General features: G+C 64.0%; 15 protein-coding genes and 1 tRNA gene. 3 read left to right on the plus strand and 13 right to left on the minus strand.

From position 1 onward, the window contains the following. Positions 1-35: 35 nt before the first annotated feature. Genes C7R54_RS15895 through C7R54_RS15930 form a run of 8 tightly spaced genes read right to left on the minus strand, consistent with a single transcriptional unit; the run spans position 36 to position 8,541 of the window. Positions 36-1,679: a long-chain-fatty-acid--CoA ligase gene (locus C7R54_RS15895; protein WP_129151412.1), complete on the minus strand. Its 1,644-nt coding sequence runs from the start codon at positions 1,677-1,679 to the stop codon at positions 36-38. A 30-nt stretch (positions 1,680-1,709) separates the two neighbouring features. Next, positions 1,710-2,693 carry a Bug family tripartite tricarboxylate transporter substrate binding protein gene (locus C7R54_RS15900; RefSeq protein WP_129151413.1) on the minus strand — a complete coding sequence of 328 codons (984 nt, stop codon included), beginning with the start codon at positions 2,691-2,693 and terminating at the stop codon, positions 1,710-1,712. 58 nt (positions 2,694-2,751) lie between these two features. Continuing rightward, a complete protein-coding gene (locus C7R54_RS15905; protein WP_129151414.1) occupies positions 2,752-3,903 on the minus strand; it encodes an acyl-CoA dehydrogenase family protein in 1,152 nt (383 codons plus the stop codon). An 11-nt stretch (positions 3,904-3,914) separates the two neighbouring features. Then, entirely contained in the window at positions 3,915-5,111 is a 1,197-nt protein-coding gene (locus C7R54_RS15910; protein ID WP_129151415.1) for an acyl-CoA dehydrogenase family protein, read from the minus strand. A gap of 53 nt (positions 5,112-5,164) precedes the next feature. Further along, the gene (locus C7R54_RS15915) at positions 5,165-6,088 is read right to left on the minus strand and encodes an SDR family NAD(P)-dependent oxidoreductase (protein WP_129151416.1); all 924 of its coding nucleotides are present in this window, start codon (positions 6,086-6,088) and stop codon (positions 5,165-5,167) included. Further along, complete coding sequence (locus tag C7R54_RS15920) at positions 6,085-6,972, minus strand: MaoC/PaaZ C-terminal domain-containing protein (RefSeq protein WP_129151417.1); 888 nt, start codon at positions 6,970-6,972, stop codon at positions 6,085-6,087. Before C7R54_RS15920 ends, C7R54_RS15915 begins: the two co-directional genes overlap by 4 nt. Then, positions 6,969-7,376, minus strand: a complete 408-nt coding sequence (locus C7R54_RS15925; RefSeq protein WP_192903671.1) for a Zn-ribbon domain-containing OB-fold protein — start codon at positions 7,374-7,376, stop codon at positions 6,969-6,971. The genes C7R54_RS15920 and C7R54_RS15925 overlap by 4 nt, the downstream gene beginning before the upstream one ends. A 4-nt stretch (positions 7,377-7,380) precedes the next feature. Beyond that, positions 7,381-8,541, minus strand: a complete 1,161-nt coding sequence (locus tag C7R54_RS15930) for a thiolase domain-containing protein (protein WP_129151419.1) — start codon at positions 8,539-8,541, stop codon at positions 7,381-7,383. 184 nt (positions 8,542-8,725) lie between these two features. Between C7R54_RS15930 and C7R54_RS15935 the strand changes: the two genes are divergently transcribed. After that, positions 8,726-9,436: a GntR family transcriptional regulator gene (locus C7R54_RS15935; protein ID WP_129151420.1), complete on the plus strand. Its 711-nt coding sequence runs from the start codon at positions 8,726-8,728 to the stop codon at positions 9,434-9,436. A 129-nt stretch (positions 9,437-9,565) separates the two neighbouring features. Here the strand turns inward: C7R54_RS15935 and C7R54_RS15940 are convergent, their stop codons facing one another. Together C7R54_RS15940 and C7R54_RS15945 are read right to left on the minus strand one after the other, a co-directional pair. Next, positions 9,566-10,600 (minus strand): Bug family tripartite tricarboxylate transporter substrate binding protein, encoded by a 1,035-nt coding sequence (locus tag C7R54_RS15940; protein ID WP_129151421.1) that lies wholly within the window; start codon positions 10,598-10,600, stop codon positions 9,566-9,568. Positions 10,601-10,693: 93 nt separating this feature from the next. Continuing rightward, entirely contained in the window at positions 10,694-11,395 is a 702-nt protein-coding gene (locus tag C7R54_RS15945) for a FadR/GntR family transcriptional regulator (RefSeq protein ID WP_192903672.1), read from the minus strand. Positions 11,396-11,540: 145 nt separating this feature from the next. Here C7R54_RS15945 and C7R54_RS15950 point away from each other — a divergent pair, with 145 nt between their 5' ends. Beyond that, a complete protein-coding gene (locus C7R54_RS15950; protein WP_129151423.1) occupies positions 11,541-12,743 on the plus strand; it encodes a mandelate racemase/muconate lactonizing enzyme family protein in 1,203 nt (400 codons plus the stop codon). A 12-nt stretch (positions 12,744-12,755) separates the two neighbouring features. After that, positions 12,756-13,715, plus strand: coding sequence for an NAD(P)-dependent oxidoreductase (locus C7R54_RS15955; protein WP_129151424.1), 960 nt, complete (start codon positions 12,756-12,758; stop codon positions 13,713-13,715). A 21-nt stretch (positions 13,716-13,736) separates the two neighbouring features. Here C7R54_RS15955 and C7R54_RS15960 read toward each other — a convergent pair. The 3 genes from C7R54_RS15960 to C7R54_RS15970 form a co-directional block, all read right to left on the minus strand. Then, positions 13,737-13,821 (minus strand) — tRNA-Leu (locus C7R54_RS15960). 549 nt (positions 13,822-14,370) lie between these two features. After that, positions 14,371-15,684 (minus strand): ArgE/DapE family deacylase, encoded by a 1,314-nt coding sequence (locus tag C7R54_RS15965; RefSeq protein WP_129151425.1) that lies wholly within the window; start codon positions 15,682-15,684, stop codon positions 14,371-14,373. A 36-nt stretch (positions 15,685-15,720) separates the two neighbouring features. Beyond that, entirely contained in the window at positions 15,721-17,046 is a 1,326-nt protein-coding gene (locus C7R54_RS15970; protein WP_129151426.1) for an MFS transporter, read from the minus strand. Positions 17,047-17,060 lie beyond the last annotated feature (14 nt).

Raw genomic sequence — 17,060 nt, forward strand, 5'->3', positions numbered from 1 at the left:
GGGAGACGTCTCGGAGGCCGAGGACTTGGCAATCTTCACGAGACCGTTTTCCTCTCTCGCTCCGCATCCTGGAGTTGGCGCCATGCAATTTTCCCGGTCGCAAGCCGGGGAAGTTCGTCTACGAACTCCACCAGCCTGGGGTATTTGTAAGCGGCCATCCTGCCTTTGCACCATTCGATGATGTCCGTGGCGCTGACACGGCAGGCCGCGTTTTTTTGCAGGACAATAACGGCCTTCACGGTTTCGCCGCGATAGGCATCGTGCGCGGCGATGACGCAGGCCTCCCTCACGTCGGGATGTTCGTGCAGCATCGCCTCTATTTCCGTCGGCCAAACCTTATATCCCGACGCGTTGACCATCCGCTTGAGACGGTCCACCAGGAAGAAGTAGCCCTCGTCATCGACGTAGCCCAGATCTCCCGTACGGAAGAAGGGCTTCCCGTCCAGGGTAACGAATGCCTCTCGCGTGGCCTGTTCGTTTCGCCAATAGCCGCTGAACATCTTGTCGCTGGAAATGACGATCTCGCCCACGTTGTTGTCCGATACTTCAGACCCGGTCTCTGGATCGAGGATGCGTGTATCCGTGTTGAAGAGCGGAATGCCCAGGCACTGGCGCTTGAAATTGTTCGCGGGATTTCCCATGAGGGGCATGCCTTCGGACAAACCGTAGCCTTCCAGGAAGTCCACCCCCAGCAGCGCCTTGATACGTTCGCCGACCGCCTGCGGCATGCCGGCCCCGCCGCCCCCGACGCGCCTGAGTGACCGCAGGTCGTAGCTGGAAAGACGATCGCTGGCGAGAAAATCGATCATCACGGTGGGCATCGTGTTCCAGTGGGTGACCTTGTGGCGCGCGATCAGGTCGGCAGCGCTGTCGCGATTCCACCGCTGCAACATGACCAGCGTCCCGCCAACGAAGATCGGCGTGTTCATCATGTTTTGCATACCGGTAATGTGGAAGAACGGCAAGGCCGCCAATACCACCGTCTCGGATTGCATGTTCATCCAGTGAGCTACCGTATTGATGCTCGCCATCATGGACCGGTGCGTGTGCATGCACCCCTTGGGCATGCCGGTAGTGCCTGAGCTGTAAAGAATCACGGCCAGCTGGTCCGGGTTCTGGTCGACGCCTCGTGCGGCAATATGGCCCGCGGCGAGGGCGCCATCGAAGTCGTGCAGCTCAGGCGCCGGGCGCCGCGGCGCGGCGGCCATATCGCGCCGCGCCGCCGGCGTGTTGGTGACGATGATGCCACGTAGTTCCGAGGCGCCCTCCATCCCTAACAGTTCCGGAACCATGTCGGCGCTGGAAAACGCGATGCACGCGCCCGTATCAGTCCGGTAGTGACCCAGTTCGCCGCGTTTGTTCATCGGGTTGATCGGCACGACCACGGCGCCAAGACGCAGGATCGCATAGTAGGCGATCACGAATTCCCGACAGTTCTGCATATAGAGCAAGACGGGCTCGGAGGCGGCCACGCCGACGATATTCTGCAGGAAACCGGACATCCGCTCGACGGCAGCCAGCAGTTCGCGATAACTCAAGGCTCCCCGTTCGTCGATCAGCACGGTCTTGCCAGGGAAACGGGTCGCCGAAACCTGCAGGTTGAAATGCAGGTTGGTCGAGGGGGTTGCCATCTGGTGAGGGAGGTGCGGGGGCCAGTGACTGACGGTTTGCGGTGTCATGAGCAACCTGCTCCATGTCGGAAAAGGCGGTTAGTCGAGGGTGATATGCAGATCGGAAATCGCTTTTTGCCACGTCTGCCGGTCATGGGCGACGCGTTTTCCGAACGTATCCTGATCGGTACCCGTGGGCTCCTGCCCGGTGACGAGAATGCGGTCGGCCACATCTTTCCGATGGACCGCGGCCAGCACCGCTTGCGACACCTTCTCGATGACGGTCTTGGGCGTTCCGACTGGCGCGAAGATTCCACACCACCCGCTGGCGTTCATTTCGGGGTAGCCGGCCTCGATAAACGTGGGTACGTCGGGAAGCAGCACCGACCGGACGGGATTGGCCACCGCAATGATGCGGATCTTGTGCGCGTCGGCGTATTGCTTGTAAGTACCCACCGCACCCCAGGCACTCGTAATGCGGCCCGCCAACATATCCTGCAAAGCGGGTATTTCCCCGCCGTAAGGGACATGGATCAGCTTGATGCCGGCATGCTGGGAGAATTGTTCCGCCCAGATGTGAGCCGAGGTGCCCTTGCCGTAGGAGCCATAGCTCAGCTTTTCGGGTTCTTCCTTCGCGAGTTGCACGAAGGACTGCAGATCCGTGACGGGAACCTGCATCCCCACGCCGAACGCGACGGGGGTATTCGACACCTCCGCCACGGGCGCCAGGTCGCTCAACCGGTACGAGGAGTTCTTGTGCAATAAGTCCGCCTGCAGAACGCCCGTGTGGGTAATCAGCAGGGTGTAGCCGTCACGGGGCGCCTGCGCCACCGTGGATGCGGCGATCATGCCGCTCGCGCCGGTCCTGTTTTCCACGATGACCGACTGCTTCAATTGGTTGGACAGCTCGGCGCCGAGGATCCGCGCGATGGTGTCGATACTGCCGCCAGGGTTGGTGGGAACGATAAGCCGGATCGGTTTTTCCGGAAACTCGGGAGGAGCCGCCCCTGCCGTGGCTTGCGAGCTGATTCCGGCAAAGAGGCAAAGGATTCTGCATACCGACAGGAAAGCATGATGATTCATGACGACTCCAGCATGGCGAAAGAGGCACGAGGGAAGGGCGGAAGGCGGGAATGCCGGCTCAGGCGGCCGCGACGTCGCCGAGAAATTGGGGCTGGCCGGCAAACCGCGCCAAGTGGTGATCGGTGTCGCCCAACGTCGATTCGAGTATGGTCAGGCGCTTCACGTAGTGAGAAACAGGCAGTTCGTCCGACAAGCCCATTCCACCGTGCAGCTGGACGGCTTGCTGAGAGATGAATCGCATCGCCTGCCCGACGCGGACCTTGGCCGCGGAGGCCATCCGCTTGCGCTCTTCCGCTTCCAGGGGCGTGGACAGCCTGGTCGCCGCCAAGGTGGCCACGGCGCGGGCCTGGGCCAGGTGTATGGCCATGTCGACCATGCGATGCTGAAGCACCTGGAAGCTGCCGATGGCCACGCCGAATTGCTGCCGCGTCTTCAGGTACTCCAGCGTGGCGGCATTCAACGCTTCCATTGCGCCGATAGCCTCGCCGCACATCAATACGATGCCGTGGTCGATGACGGCTTCCAGCAAGTCCCAACCCGAGCCCGAGGGAGCGAGGAGGGCAGAGGTGGGAACACAGACATCGGATAGCTGGATGTCGGCCGCGCGCAGGCCGTCTATCGTCCTGTAGTCGCGCCGACTCAGGCCCGCGGCATGCGCCGGGACAAGGAATAGCGCGATGCCGCTTGCGTCGCGCTGCGTGCCGGCGGTGCGCGCCGAAACGATAAGCTGACCCGCTTGCGCGCCGTGCAAAACGACCGTTTTCGTTCCGTCGAGGTGGTAATGCCCATCTTCCAACCTGGCCGATGACGCTACATCGAAAAGTTCATGGCGTGACTGCCGTTCTCCAAAAGCACAAGCCATGGTCAACGTTCCGGACGAAACCTGTTCGAGCAGCGCATCTTGGCCGCCCGCCAGGCGCAGGCACTCCGCGCCCATCGCCGTGGCGATAACGGGCTCCACGACGAGACCTCGGCCCAGTTGCTCCATGATAATGAACATGTCGGCCAGGCTGCCGTCCAGCCCGCCCGCGGATGCCGGAATGGGCAGGGCGGGAACGCCCAGTTCGGTCAGTGCCTGCCAGGCTTCTTCCGACACCCCGACCTTGCCATGGATGATCGCCCGGCGTGCCTCGATGCCGTAGTCCTTCTCTATCCAACGGGACACCGCATCGGAGAACTGCCGTTGTTCTTGCGTGTAGTCGAAGTTCACGTGCTTGCTCCTCAGAGTCCCAGTACGAGTTTCGCGATGACGTTCTTCTGGATCTCGTTGGATCCTCCGTAGATCGCGATCTTCCGGTAGTTGAGATACAAGGAGGCCAACGGCGCCGCGTCGTCATTTCCGGTCACCGAATGTGCCTCCTCCCCCGCAATGAAGGCCGGATCGAAAGGTGCCCCGTAGGGGCCGACGGATTCAAGCATCAGTTCGGTGATGGCCAGCTGGATCTCGCTGCCCTTGACCTTCAACATTGAAGCTTCCGGCGAGGGCGCCTTGCGATGATCGGCTTGGGATACGGTCTTCTGGACCAATATCTCCAGGCCCATCAAGTCGATCTCCAGGGAAGCGATCTTGGCGGCGAATACAGGGTCTTGAATCAGCGGCGCACCGTTCTTGAGTTGCTTGCCAGCGAGGCGCTTCAATGCGCGAAGCTCGCGTTTCGATCGCCCGACGGCCGCGATGTTGGTGCGTTCGTGACCCAGCAGATACTTGGCGTAGGTCCAGCCCTTGTTTTCTTCGCCGATGAGGTTTTCTACCGGCACCTTCACATTGTCGAAGAAGACCTCGTTTACCTCATGTTCCTCGTCGAGCATCACGATCGGACGGACAGTGATGCCCGGCGAGTCCATGTCCATCAGAAGGAACGAGATGCCGTCCTGTTTTCGCGCGCCGGGGTCGGTGCGCACCAGGCAGAAAATCATGTTGGCGTACTGGGCCCAGGTCGTCCAGGTCTTCTGTCCGTTTACGACGTAGTGGTCACCGACGCGTTCGGCGCGGGTCTTGATGGCCGCGAGATCGGAGCCCGCGCCAGGCTCGGAATAGCCTTGGCACCACCAATCGTCGCAGTTGAGGATGCGGGGAAGATAATGGCGCTTCTGTTCCTCGGTGCCGAAGGCCATGATGACGGGGGCTACCATGTTCACGCCGAAAGGCATGATGATGGGCGCCCCGGCCGCGGCGCAGGCTTCGTCCCAGATGTGGCGCTGTACCGGCGTCCAGCCTGTGCCGCCGTGCTCCACGGGCCAACTTGCCCCCGCCCAACCCTGGGCCGCCACGATCTTGTGCCAGCGCACGAAATCTTCCCGTTCCAGGCGCTTGTGATTGAGCACCTTGAGGCGTAGCTCGTCGGGAAGGTTATGCCGTAGCCATGTGTCCACGACATTGCGAAATTCCAGGTCCTGCGGACTGTAACTGAGATCCACGATATCTCCAGCTGTATCCATTGCGGTGGGAAAACGGGCGCCTGCGATAGACCTCAGATGGGAGGCCAGTTGAAGACATCCGCCGTTTCCTCAAGCGGCGTCAGCGCCCCGCGCATGGCGGGCATGGCGATCTCTCCTATGCTCTCCGGCGTCCAGCCTTCGGCCTGGTGCACGGATTTCACAGGCCGCGGCTGGCTCATCAGCATGATCTCGTTGCCGCGCACCGCAAAGACCTGCCCGTTGATGTCGCCCGCCAGGTCGCTGCCAAGATAGACGGCAAGGGGCGCCACCTTCCCGGGCGTCATCAACTTCTGCTTGCGCTCCGCCGCGACCTTCTGTGCTTCGGTCGTCACCGGTATCGATGCAACCATGCGCCCCCAGGCGAAGGGAGCGATGCAGTTGGACCGTACGCCGGCCCGCTGCATGTCGATGGCGATGGTTCGCGAAAGCCCGACGATGCCCATCTTGGCGGCCGCATAGTTGGCCTGGGCGCGGTTTCCGACCAGGCCGGAAGTCGACGTCATGTGGACGTATGCGCCGCTACCTTGCTCCTTGAAGAAGGGGGCCGCGGCGCTACTGGTGTAGAAGGAGCCATACAGATGGACCTTCAGCACGGCGTCCCACTCTTCATCGCTCATCTTGTGAAAGAAGCGATCGCGCAGGATGCCGGCGTTGTTGACGACGCAGTCGACGCGGCCGAACGTATCGACGGCTTGTTCGACCAGACGTCTTGCACCGTCGCGGGAGGAAATGGAATCCGTGTTGGCGCTTGCGTCGCCCCCGTTGGCGCGGATCTCCGCAACCACGGCGGCGGCGGGCCCTGTATCGCTGCCTTCGCCGCTCAGTGAAACGCCTATGTCGTTCACCACGACGCGGGCGCCTGCCTGTGCCAGCTGGATTGCGATGTCGCGACCGATGCCGCCCCCGGCGCCCGTGACGATCGCGACCTTGCCGGCCATGGATAGGGATGGTGTCATGATTTGCCTCTCGATGGTTGTAAGCGCGCTTCCGCGTGGCTGATGACGACCGCGTCACGGGCGGGAACGCGCCCTTCGAGCGCGACGTGGCCGCCGTTGTCCCACATGCGGAACTCGATGACGTCAGATGGATAGACTGGCGCGGAGAACCGGGCGCCGAAGGCGGTCAGACGCTCGGCGTCGCCGTCGGCGTAAGCCTGGATGATGGCCACGGCTGCATAGCCGTATGTCGCCAGGCCGTGCAGGACGGGACGGGGAAAGCCCGCCCGGCGAGCGACCTCGGGGTCGATATGCAGCCGGTTGTTGTCGCCGCACAGTCGGTAGAGAAGCGCGGCGTCGCTGCGCACGGCGTGCACGGCTTGTCGATCCGGCTCGCGCGCCGGTGCGGCGGTCAAGGGCGCCGGCGTATCGCCCAGTGTGATGTCCTCCGAGCCGCTGGCCGAGAAGCCGCCGTCTCCGCGGCAGTAGAACAACTGCCAGGCGCGTCCATATACATCGCCGCTTTCCGACTGCAAGGTCTTGCACACGGTGATGAGCGCGCCTTTGGCCGGCCCCTTGTCCACCACGCGGCAAATCCGGGAGATGCCCAGCATGCGGCCCTGTGCTGGTAGCGGACGATCGATTTCGATGCGCTGTTCGCCCTGGACCAGCTTCGTCGCGTCCAAGCCTAGCGTTTGCTCGTCGCGGGCCCAGAAGCCGGGCGACGCAACGACGGCGGCCATGGTCGGCACCGCGACCTGGTCGCGCTCGTCGACCAAGCGCAGTTGGCGAGAATCGAGCGGATTCGAGACAGCACCGATGGCCAAGGCGTAAAGGGCCGAGTCGCGGAGGCTGTATTCGTGGAGGGTGGTTTTGCTCCACGTTTTCACTGCATCGAGATTCATGCCTTCGCCTCCGTGTCGTCCAGGACGAATACCGGAACCCTGACGGCTCCGGCGCGGCCAAAGGCGACGCGCACGGGGGCGCCTATGCGCAGGCTTTGGGCGCGGGCATCGACGATATTGCTGAGCATGCGGACGCCTTCATCCAGCTCGATGAAGGCGAGTACGCGTTCCCCCGCATCGCCGTTGAGCACCGTGTAGGAGTAGATATGGCCATGGCCGCCAGCCTCGACCCATTCCACCTCGGCCGAAAAACAGTTCGGGCAAATGCGGCGGGGATAGTAGTGTGCTTGCGCGCACGCGTGGCAGCGGCCATAAAGCAGCTTGCCTTGCGAGGCGGCGGTGAAGAAGGCCAGGTTTTCGGGATTGGCGGCCGGGGCCGGCCACTCGGGATTGTCTATGTACATTCGGTCAGCTCCTTCCCAGGATGAGCGTTGCACTGCCATGGCGCGTACCGAGGTTCCCCCCCGTGCCCTGGGCCAACGCGATCTCGCAGCCGGGGACCTGGACCTCGGGGTGCGCTTCCCCACGAAGCTGGCGTACGGCTTCGATCACTTTCGTGATGCCGCCGCGGTTGGCGGGATGGTTGTTGCACAAGCCGCCTCCGTCAGTGTTGAAGGGCAGCTTGCCGACACCGGAGATCAGGTTTCCGTCTTGGACGTATCGTCCGCCCTCGCCCTTGCGGCAGAAGCCGAGATCCTCCAGCTGAAGCAGCACGGTGATGGTGAAGCTGTCATAAATTGAGGCGTATTGGATATCGGCGGGGGTGACGCCGGCTTCCGCAAAGGCCTGCGCCCCGGATTGCGCGGCTCCCGTGACCAGCAGATCGCCGCCGCCGTACGCGGCGCCGACAGCTTCGCCCGCTCCCAGGACGTCGACGACCGGCCGTGAGAGGCTGCGCGCGATCTCGGGGCGCGTGACGACCAGGGCGCCGCCGCCGTCGCTGACGACGCAGCAATCCAGGCGGTGCAGGGGATCGGCTACCAGGGGCGAATTGACGACGTCTTCCACCGTCACGGGCTTGCGCAGCATGGCGTGTGGGTTGTATTGGGCATGGACGGAGGCCGCGACCTTGATCCATGCCAGCTGCTCGGCGGTTGTTCCGTATTCGTACATGTGCCGCCGGGCGACCATGGCATACCCGGCCAGGGTATTCATGCCGAACGGCTGCTCAAAGGCGGTGTCCGGCGAGATGGCGCCGTACTCCCGCGGCCTTGCGGTGGAGGGATCGGAGCGCGGCCTGCCGGCCAGGGTGATCAACGCGACATTGCACTTACCGGCGGCAATCGCCTGCGCGGCGTGCGCCACGTGTATGAGATAGGACGAGCCGCCGGTCTCGGTGGTGTCCAGGTGCCTGACCCGCAGGCCAAGGTAATCCAGCATGGATAGCGGGCCCAGCCCCGGCGCATCGCCCGCACAGAAATATGCGTCGACGTCCTTGGCGGTAAGGCCGGCATCGGCGAGCGCGCCCTGTGCGCACTCCGCATGTAATTGCGCCACCGAGTGCTGCTCGGCCTTGCGCAAGGGATGTTCGAAGACGCCAGCAATACAGGCTCTTTTCTTGATCGTCATAGACCCTACCTGATGAAATTCTGCCTAAAAGAACGGCGTTCTGTATTCAGGTCTGAATTTTGGTCTAAGTTCAGGGTGATTGCAACGGCGTTAATATCGGGGTTTACGATTGGTCCGGCCGCGGCGCTGCCATGCAACTCGCGGCCTTGCACAGAAGGCACGGCGCGAGCGCCGATGGGATGACATGGTTACTGCGGTTCCGATTGATCGCGAGATACTCGCCGACAACATTGCGGCGTCGGTCTACGCTGCCGTGCGGGCAAAGGCGGTGAGCCACGCCTTTCTGCCCGGTGAGCGCTTGAATGAAGGCGAGCTGGCCCGCGAACTGAATGTTTCCCGCACGCCGTTGCGCGAGGCCTTGTACCGCCTGACGACGGAGGGCTTTTTACGCAACGTCGCGGGTAAGGGGTTCTTCTTCAGGAACCTGGATCCCAAGGAGCTCTTCAGTCTTTATGAGCTTCGCACCGCCCTTGAGGTCGCCGCGACGCAGTTGGCCATCGAGCGGGCAAGCGATGAACAGATTCATGCGCTGGCGGAGGTGGTGCGTGAGGAGGGGGCTGGCGAGGCGTGTACCCAGAAGGAGCTGATCGCGCAGGACGAACGCTTCCATACGCATCTGGTGGCCTTGGCGGGAAACCTGGAAATGTCCCGGGTCCTGGACAACATCAATGCGCGTATACAGTTCGTGCGCTGGATGGACATCGGCGCCACCACGCGCAAGGCCGCGCACCATGACCACAACAAGATCGTTGCCGTGCTTGCCCGCCGTGACTTCGATACCTGCTGCGCGCTTCTGAAAAAGCACATCGAGCGCCGTCAGGACGAGATCGTCGCCGCGGCCCATGCGCGTGTAGGGCAGCTATACACTGAAAGAGCTGCCCGGGCGCAAGCATGACGGGGTCCGTTGGCGAAAGCACGGCACGGCACACGCGCCACACGCGACGGCTTGCACAGGAGACGCGCGCGCCGTCGCATAAGGCCCTCGCATAAGGCCGTCGCATAAGGCCGTCGCATAAGGCATCGATCAAAACACCTTGATATCCCCGTCCTTCACGACCTTGCCCCAGCGTGCGGTCTCTTCACGCAGCCACGTGGCGATCTCGGCCGGCGTCTTATGCACCGGCTCGGAACCCAGTTCGACAAAGCGCTGCTTCGTGTCGGCCTGCGCGGTGATCTCGGTGATGGCCGCATGGATTTTTTCCACGACGCCGGGGGGTGTGCCTGCCGGGGCAAGCAAGGCTTGCCAGGAGCCGGTCACGAAATCCGGCACACGCTCCGCGATCGCGGGGGTGTCGGGAATGGGCGCATAACGTTGGGGGCTCGCCACCGCGATCAACCGTATCGCGCCGCCCTTCACCAGCGGATAGGTCGCGAGGAAGCTGTTCATCGTGACGTCGATCTGCCCGCCTGTCAGGTCGGTCAGCACCTGCGATCCGCCCTTGTATCCGATGTAGTTCCAGTCGATGCCTTCTTTCTGCGCGAGCAGCACGCCGGCCAGGTGGGTGATCGAGCCCGCGGTCTCGCCGTAGTTCAGCTTGCCCTTGTTCGCCTTCGCGTAGGCGATCAGCTCCTGCAGGTTGTGGACAGGCAGCTTGTTGCTGACCACGAGAATATGCGGGGAATAGGCCACGATGGAAATCGGCGTAAGGTCCTCGGTAGGGCTGTAGTTGAGCTTCATGATGCTCGGCGAGATCGTCAGGCTGCCGGAGTCCATCAACAGCAGCGTATAACCATCCGCATCGGACTTCGCGACGAAATTCGCCCCGATGCTGCCGTTGGCGCCCGCCTTGTTCTCGACGACGACGGACTGCCCCCACTTCTCGGTCAGCTTCTTGCCCAGCAGCCGCGCCAACACGTCGGACGCGCCGCCCGGCGGATTGGGGACGATGATGCGTATTACTTTGCTTGGATAGCTGGCGACAGGCTCGGCCGCGCGCGCCGGGATGGGGTGGGCGAATACCAGCGCGGCAGCGGCGGCGGTCACGGCCAGCCAGGCGAGGGCGCGGCGCTTGCCCCGCGCCAATGGCCGGGCCTGCCCAAGCGAGTGGCGAAAAACCATGATGTCTCCTTCTCATTGTTTGAATGATGGGCCCGGACTGGAAGCGGGGCGGAGACATCTTCCTCTATATCTGTAAAATCTGTCAATAGCTGCCTATCTTGTGTTTCCGAAAAGGCGCGCGATCCCACCTTCCAGGTGAGCCGACATGGCGGCGCGGGCCGCGACGGGGTCGCCAGCCTCTATGGCCGCGACGATGGCACGATGCTCGGCGAGCACCGCTTGCCGCCGTTGCGCCTGCATCGGGCCGCCGAGCTTGCGCACCAGGTCGATGCTGAAACGGGTTTGCGCCACCAGCGCCGTCATCGTCATCTCGAAGAAGCGATTGCCGCAGGCCGCGGCAATCGCCACGTGGAAAGCGATGTCCTCGTCGATCCCGGACCCCCCTGCCAGCAAGGCCTGCTCCAAGGCATCCTGGCGCCGGGCCACCTCCTGGACCGCCGAGGGGGGCGCGTCCTGGGCGGTGCGCGCGACGATTTCCCCCTCCAGCGCGCAACGAAAATCCAGGAAGGCCTTGATGTCCGGAATGCTGGTCAACGGACCGAATTCCACGATCTCCGCTTGGGGCTGCAACGCTTCCACGTAGTTGCCGGAACCTTTGCGCGCGGAGATCCGGCCTTCCGCACGTAGCCGCGCCAAGGCCTGGCGCAATACCGGCCGGGATACCGCGAAGCGCCGTGCCAGCTCTATCTCGCCAGGCAGGCGCGCATGAGGCTCGAAACCCTCGGTACCAAGAAGGGCGAGGAGTTGTTCATAGACCTTATCGCCTAGGCGGCGATCGGGAGAGGCTTCAGTCATGGGGCGGGAGTGTGAAGCATGGGCGCGCTCGGGGCAAGTGGCCCGGGGGGCTGGTTGGCTCATCATATTTAATTGACAGATTTTACAGCTTTGAGCAAACTGCGGCCTTGCGAGATCCATCCGCCAACACCGAGACGTCGCCCATATGCCCATCATCACCGCCCTGCGTACCTACCGCTGCGCCGACCGCCCCAGCCTCATATGGCTCGAAATCGACACCGATGAGGGCTTGACCGGCTTGGGCGAAACGTTTCGCGGGGCGGCCGCCGTGGAAACCGTCGTCCATGCCGAGGTCGCGCCGCAGCTGCTCGGGCGCGATGCGTCCGCCATCGAGGGCATCAACGGCCTGCTCACCTTGCCCTATGTGGGTTACAACGCGTCGGGCGCCGAAGTCCGTGCCGCCAGCGCCGTCGACATCGCCCTGTGGGACCTGGCCGGACAACGCCAGCGCGTGCCGCTGTACCAGGCGCTCGGCGGCGCCGCCCGTTCCAGTATCCCTGTCTACAACACCTGCGCCGGATACGCGTACAACTCCACCGGCAAGCGGCGCGATATCGGCGGCAAGGACGTGGCTGCGGGTCCCTACGACGACCAGGTGGCCTTCATGCGCGATGCCGGCGCGCTGGCGGCCAGCCTGCGGGACGAAGGCTACGGCGCCATGAAAATATGGCCTTTCGATATCTATGCGCCCAAGACCCAGGGCCAGGTGATCAGCCTGCCGGACCTGAAGCGTGGGCTGGAGCCCTTCAAGCGTGCGCGGCAGGCCGTCGGCGACGACATCGAGATCATGTGCGAACTCCACGGCCTGTGGGGCAATCATGCCGCGCTGCGCATCTGCCAGGCGCTGGAGGATTACGGCGTTTTCTGGGCAGAGGACCCGATTTCCAAGATGGATGACGTGCGCACGCTGGCCGACCTGCGCAGCCGCACGCGCACGCCGATTTGCGGCAGTGAATCGCTGGCCGGACTACCTGTTTTTCGTGACCTGCTGGCGGCCGACGCACTGGATGTGGTCATGCTGGACCTTTGCTGGTGCGGCGGCCTGACCGTGGCGCGCAAGATCGCCGCGCTGGCCCAGGCCTATGCGAAGCCTTTGGCGCCGCATGATTGCACGGGCCCGGTGGCGCTCATGGCCGGCCTGCACCTGGCGTTGCATGCGCCCACGGCGATCTACCAGGAGGTGGTGCGCGCCACGCTTGCGACCTGGTACCGCGACCTGGTCACCGACCTGCCCGAGATCGAGGCCGGCATCGCGCAGCCGCCCGCGGGCCATGGCCTCGGCACCCGGCTTACCGACGAATTCAAGGGCCGCACCGATCTGACGGTGCGTACCAGCAACGCCATCTAAGGAAGATTTCCCATGAAGATCCTGGTCGCGGGACTGCATGCTCCCAACGCGCCGCGGCTCGCGGCCCTGCTGGGCGCCGGCTTTGACGTACTAGCCGCCAAGACGCTGCCGGCGCAAGGCAAGATCGACGTCGACGTGCTGGTGACCAACCGCCTGGCGCCCGACGAGGCGGCTCGCTTTGGCGGCCGTCTTGTACAGGTTCCCGGCGCGGGTGTCGATGCTATAGCCGTGGATGCGGTGCCCGCGTCCAGCAACGTATGCAACGTTCACGGGCACGAGATCCCCATCGCCGAATACGTCGTGCACGCTGTGCTGGAACATTTCCTGGAGCCCTGGCGCCTGCCGGCCACCCTGGATGAAAAAAACTGGCCAGCTGTGTATGCGGACCGTCCCTACCACCGCGAAGCCCACGGCAATAACGTCGCCATCCTCGGCTACGGGCACATCGGCGCGGAGATCGCGCGGCGCGTGCAGGCACTGGGCATGGGCGTCATTGCCGTCACCCGCGGTGGTCAGGTGAAATCCAGCGTCGCGCCTGATGACGTTGCGACGACGCGCGAACTGGAAACGGTGCTGACTCGATGTGCCGCGCTGGTGCTGTGCTGCCCGCTGACTGACGAGACGCGCGGACGTGTGGGCGACGCGGCACTGCGGGCGTTGGGGCCGCGGGGTTTGCTGGTAAACGTCGCGCGTGCCGAAGTCGTTGACGAGGCCGCGCTCCATGACAACCTGAGCGCCGGCAGGCTGGGGCGCGCGGTGCTAGACGTTTGGTATCGCTACCCCGGCGCCGGCGAGACCTCCGTCACGCCGGCTCGCCTGCCCTTGCATGCCCTGCCCAATGTACGCGGCACGCCGCACGTGTCGGCTTTGACGCCGGGGCTGCTTGAACGCCGCTACGACGTCATCGCCGCCAATATCCGTGCCTTGCGGGGGGGAACCGCATTGCGGCATGTCGTGCGGCCGGCGGTGTGACGCTGGCGCTGGAAAGGTCTTTGGTGCCCGGGACCGGAATCGAACCGGTACGCCTTGCGGCGGGAGATTTTAAGTCTCCTGTGTCTACCAATTTCACCACCCGGGCGACGTGGCAAGGGCTCCACCGGATGGGAGAACGATGCTGGCGGTGCGTGAGCGAAGCGGGATTGTACCGCCTGTTTGACCGCGCCCCGGCCGCGCGGCAGGGCTACGCGAGAAATCCGATACAATGGCCGCCGTGGAAGGTTGGCAGAGTGGTTGAATGCACCGGTCTTGTTCAATCGAGCGCCACGCGGGAAACCGTGTGGATGTAAGGAGTCAAATTCGGTGAAGCCCCTGGACCACTGGTCCGAGGTAATGCCGAGCGAAGATCGAAGGCGGCATGGCCGCCTCGATAACGTGTAGAGACTTGACGGCTCCCACCTAAGGCTCAGCGGGGCTAGGGTGAAGGCAAAGTCCAGACCCGCAAACAGGCGCAATGCCTGGTGGCGAAAGCCATAGGGGTAAGGAAAACCGGCGGGGCTTCACAGCCCTCGTGAGTTCGAATCTCACACCTTCCGCCAGATCGCCATGAAAATCGCGGATAGACCGGGCGTCCGGCGCCCGGTCCGGCGTGGGCCTCGGCCTTCCGGCCGGATGCCCTCCCGATATCCGCCTAGCGCGCGGCCCCCACCTCATTGACGCCGCACCACTGCGCAATGAACAAGGCGATGGTCTTGGTGATCAACCGCACCGACTCGATGTGGACACGCTCGTCGAAGCCATGGATGTCGAGCGATTTCGGGCCATACACCAAGGTAGGCATATTTCCGTAGATCACGAACACGCGGGCATCGAGATAGCCCGGCGTGGTGAAGCTTTCCAGGTCGCTCTGGAAGGCCTGCTTATGGCATTCGCGTAACGTGTTCTCCGCGTCGCTGCCTTCTTCCAGCACATAGCCCTCGGCATAGAACCCGGTATACGTGACCTCGGGCGGTGTGCCGCCCAGGCGGGGGTCCGATACCGCCTCGCGCAGGCAGGCATCGATTTCCGCGCGCGCTTCGTCGGCGGTGGTGCCGGGATAGATCGCCGCCCGCACGTCGAACTCGCACCAGGGCGGCACGGTCGACGGCCAATCGCCGCCCTCGATCTTGCCGATGTTGAAATTGATGGGGTGGTCCAGATGCTCGAAGTGCCGATGGCAATGATGCTGGCCATTCCATTTCGCCTCGATGCGGCGCAGCGCTTCGATGGTGGCATAGGCGGCGTCGATCGCATTGAAGCCGTTGGCCATTTCGCGCGTATGCGTGGGGTGCCCTTGCACGCGCACCTTGAACCACAGCACGCCGACATTGGCCCGCACCAGCATGTTCTCCTCGGGTTCGGGAATGATCACGGCATCGGCCTGGTAGCCGCGCAGCAGCGCCGCCAGCGCGCCGTTGCCGGTGCATTCCTCTTCCACCACCGACTGGAAGTAGATGGGGGCCGCGGGCTCGTAGCCGGCGGCGCGGACGGCATCGTAGGCGTACAGGTTGGCGGCCAGGCCGGCCTTCATGTCGGCCGCGCCGCGGCCATACATCCAGCCGTCGACGATGGCTGGGTCCCAAGGGGACCGGCTCCACATATCGACGGGCCCGGTCGGCACGACATCGATATGGCCGTTGAGGATAAGCGAGCGTCCGGTCTGCTTTTCGGGACGATGGGTGCCGACGACGTTGTAGGCATTTTCGTAGGAGATCGTCACGGGTCCGAAGCCCGGATGCGATTCGATGTCCTTGACGTCGATTTTCCAGCGGTCCATCGCGAAGCCACGCTTGCGCATCGCTTCGTACAGGAAGTCCTGCGCGGTGTGTTCCTGTTCGCGCAGCGACGGAAAGCGCACCAGGTCCTGGGTAAAGGCCAACTGGGCATCGAAATGCGCGTCCACCGCGCGCAGGATGCGCTGGCGTTGTTCCTCGGTGAGCGCGGGAGGGGTGGGGGAGGTCGTCATGAAGTTCCTTCTACGGATATGGAGATGAATGTTGGCTCAGGCGGCCGGCACGCTCGCGCCCTGTGGCGCGTTCAACGCCAGGCGGCGTTTGTGGCCAGCCAGCGCCCAGATGGAGACCAGCGTGATGGCCGAGAGTATCGAATAGAAGATCGCCAGCGGCAGCCACTGGCCGGGATAGTGGTAGGTCAGCCAGGTGCCGACCAGCGGCGTGAGGCCGCCGGCGACGGCGCCGCACAGCTGGTACGAAAGCGAAATGCCGGAGTAGCGCACGTGCGTGGCGAACGCCGAGCTGATGTAGCCCGCCATCGCCGAATAGATCGCCGCCATGAAGACCAGGACGATGGCGATGCCGGCGATGATGCTGGACGCATTGCCGCGCGTCACCAGCATGAACATCGGGTAGGGCGCCAGCACCGAGCAGACGGCGGCCGTGATAAGCACGCGGGCCGGCCCCAGCGCGTCGGCCAGCCAGGCGGCCAGCGGCTGGACCAGGAACTGGATGACGGCGACGGCGAACAGGCAGTCCAGGATCAGCGCGCGGCTCAGGCCTAGCGTCTGCGTGGTGTACGACAGCATGAACGTGTTGGTGAAGTAGATCCCGCCGATGGCCACCGTGCAGACGCCCATGCACAGCAGTACGGTGCGCCAGGCGGTGCGCAAGACCTCCTTGGCCGGGACCTCGGCGCGTTGCTGGCGCTCCAGCACCTGCGCGAAGTCGGGCGACTCGTTCACGCCTACCCGGATGAAGTAGCCGACGACCAGCAGTACGGCGCTGACCAGGAACGGCACGCGCCAGCCCCAGCTGATGAAATCCGCTTCGTCCAGGGTGGTCAGAAGGCGGAACGCCAGTAGCGACAGGATCAGGCCCGCGGGGCTGCCCAGCTGCGCGAACGACGCCGCGAAGGTGCGCCGGCGCTGCGAGGCGTGTTCGCCGGCCATGAGGACCGCGCCACCCCATTCGCCCCCCACGGCGAGGCCTTGGGCAAGGCGCAGCAGCAGGAGCAGGGCGGGCGCCCACAGGCCGGCGCTGGCGTAGCTGGGCAACAGGCCGATGCCCACCGTGGCCACGCCCATGATGACCAAGGTGGCCATCAGCGCGTTCTTGCGGCCGACCCGGTCCCCAAGATGGCCGAAGATGACGCCGCCCAGGGGCCGCGCCAGGAAGCCGGCCGCGAAGGTGCCGAACGAGGCCATCGTGCTGATGAAGGGATCGGCGGTGGGGAAAAATACCTTGCCGAAGATCAGCGCGGCGGCGGTGGCATAGATGTAGAAGTCATACCACTCGATGGTGGTGCCGATGAAGGCGGCGGCTGCGGCCCGGACAGGCTGGCGCGCCGTGGCGGGGCTGGGGGGAGCGGACATGGTTTCCTCTTGGA

This window comes from Achromobacter aloeverae (genome assembly GCF_004121055.1).
In the GTDB taxonomy this organism is placed as follows: Bacteria; Pseudomonadota; Gammaproteobacteria; order Burkholderiales; family Burkholderiaceae_B; genus Bordetella_C; species Bordetella_C aloeverae.

Excerpts from the sequence above, each read along its gene's own strand:
- C7R54_RS15900 (WP_129151413.1), bottom strand. The coding sequence starts at position 2,693 with ATGAATCATCATGCTTTCCTGTCGGTATGCAGAATCCTTTGCCTCTTT.
- C7R54_RS15965 (WP_129151425.1), bottom strand. The coding sequence starts at position 15,684 with ATGACGACCTCCCCCACCCCTCCCGCGCTCACCGAGGAACAACGCCAG.
- C7R54_RS15925 (WP_192903671.1), bottom strand. The coding sequence starts at position 7,376 with ATGTACATAGACAATCCCGAGTGGCCGGCCCCGGCCGCCAATCCCGAA.
- C7R54_RS15950 (WP_129151423.1), top strand. The coding sequence starts at position 11,541 with ATGCCCATCATCACCGCCCTGCGTACCTACCGCTGCGCCGACCGCCCC.
- C7R54_RS15920 (WP_129151417.1), bottom strand. The coding sequence starts at position 6,972 with ATGAATCTCGATGCAGTGAAAACGTGGAGCAAAACCACCCTCCACGAA.
- C7R54_RS15940 (WP_129151421.1), bottom strand. The coding sequence starts at position 10,600 with ATGGTTTTTCGCCACTCGCTTGGGCAGGCCCGGCCATTGGCGCGGGGC.
- C7R54_RS15955 (WP_129151424.1), top strand. The coding sequence starts at position 12,756 with ATGAAGATCCTGGTCGCGGGACTGCATGCTCCCAACGCGCCGCGGCTC.
- C7R54_RS15930 (WP_129151419.1), bottom strand. The coding sequence starts at position 8,541 with ATGACGATCAAGAAAAGAGCCTGTATTGCTGGCGTCTTCGAACATCCC.
- C7R54_RS15970 (WP_129151426.1), bottom strand. The coding sequence starts at position 17,046 with ATGTCCGCTCCCCCCAGCCCCGCCACGGCGCGCCAGCCTGTCCGGGCC.
- C7R54_RS15915 (WP_129151416.1), bottom strand. The coding sequence starts at position 6,088 with ATGACACCATCCCTATCCATGGCCGGCAAGGTCGCGATCGTCACGGGC.
- C7R54_RS15945 (WP_192903672.1), bottom strand. The coding sequence starts at position 11,395 with ATGACTGAAGCCTCTCCCGATCGCCGCCTAGGCGATAAGGTCTATGAA.
- C7R54_RS15895 (WP_129151412.1), bottom strand. The coding sequence starts at position 1,679 with ATGACACCGCAAACCGTCAGTCACTGGCCCCCGCACCTCCCTCACCAG.
- C7R54_RS15935 (WP_129151420.1), top strand. The coding sequence starts at position 8,726 with ATGGTTACTGCGGTTCCGATTGATCGCGAGATACTCGCCGACAACATT.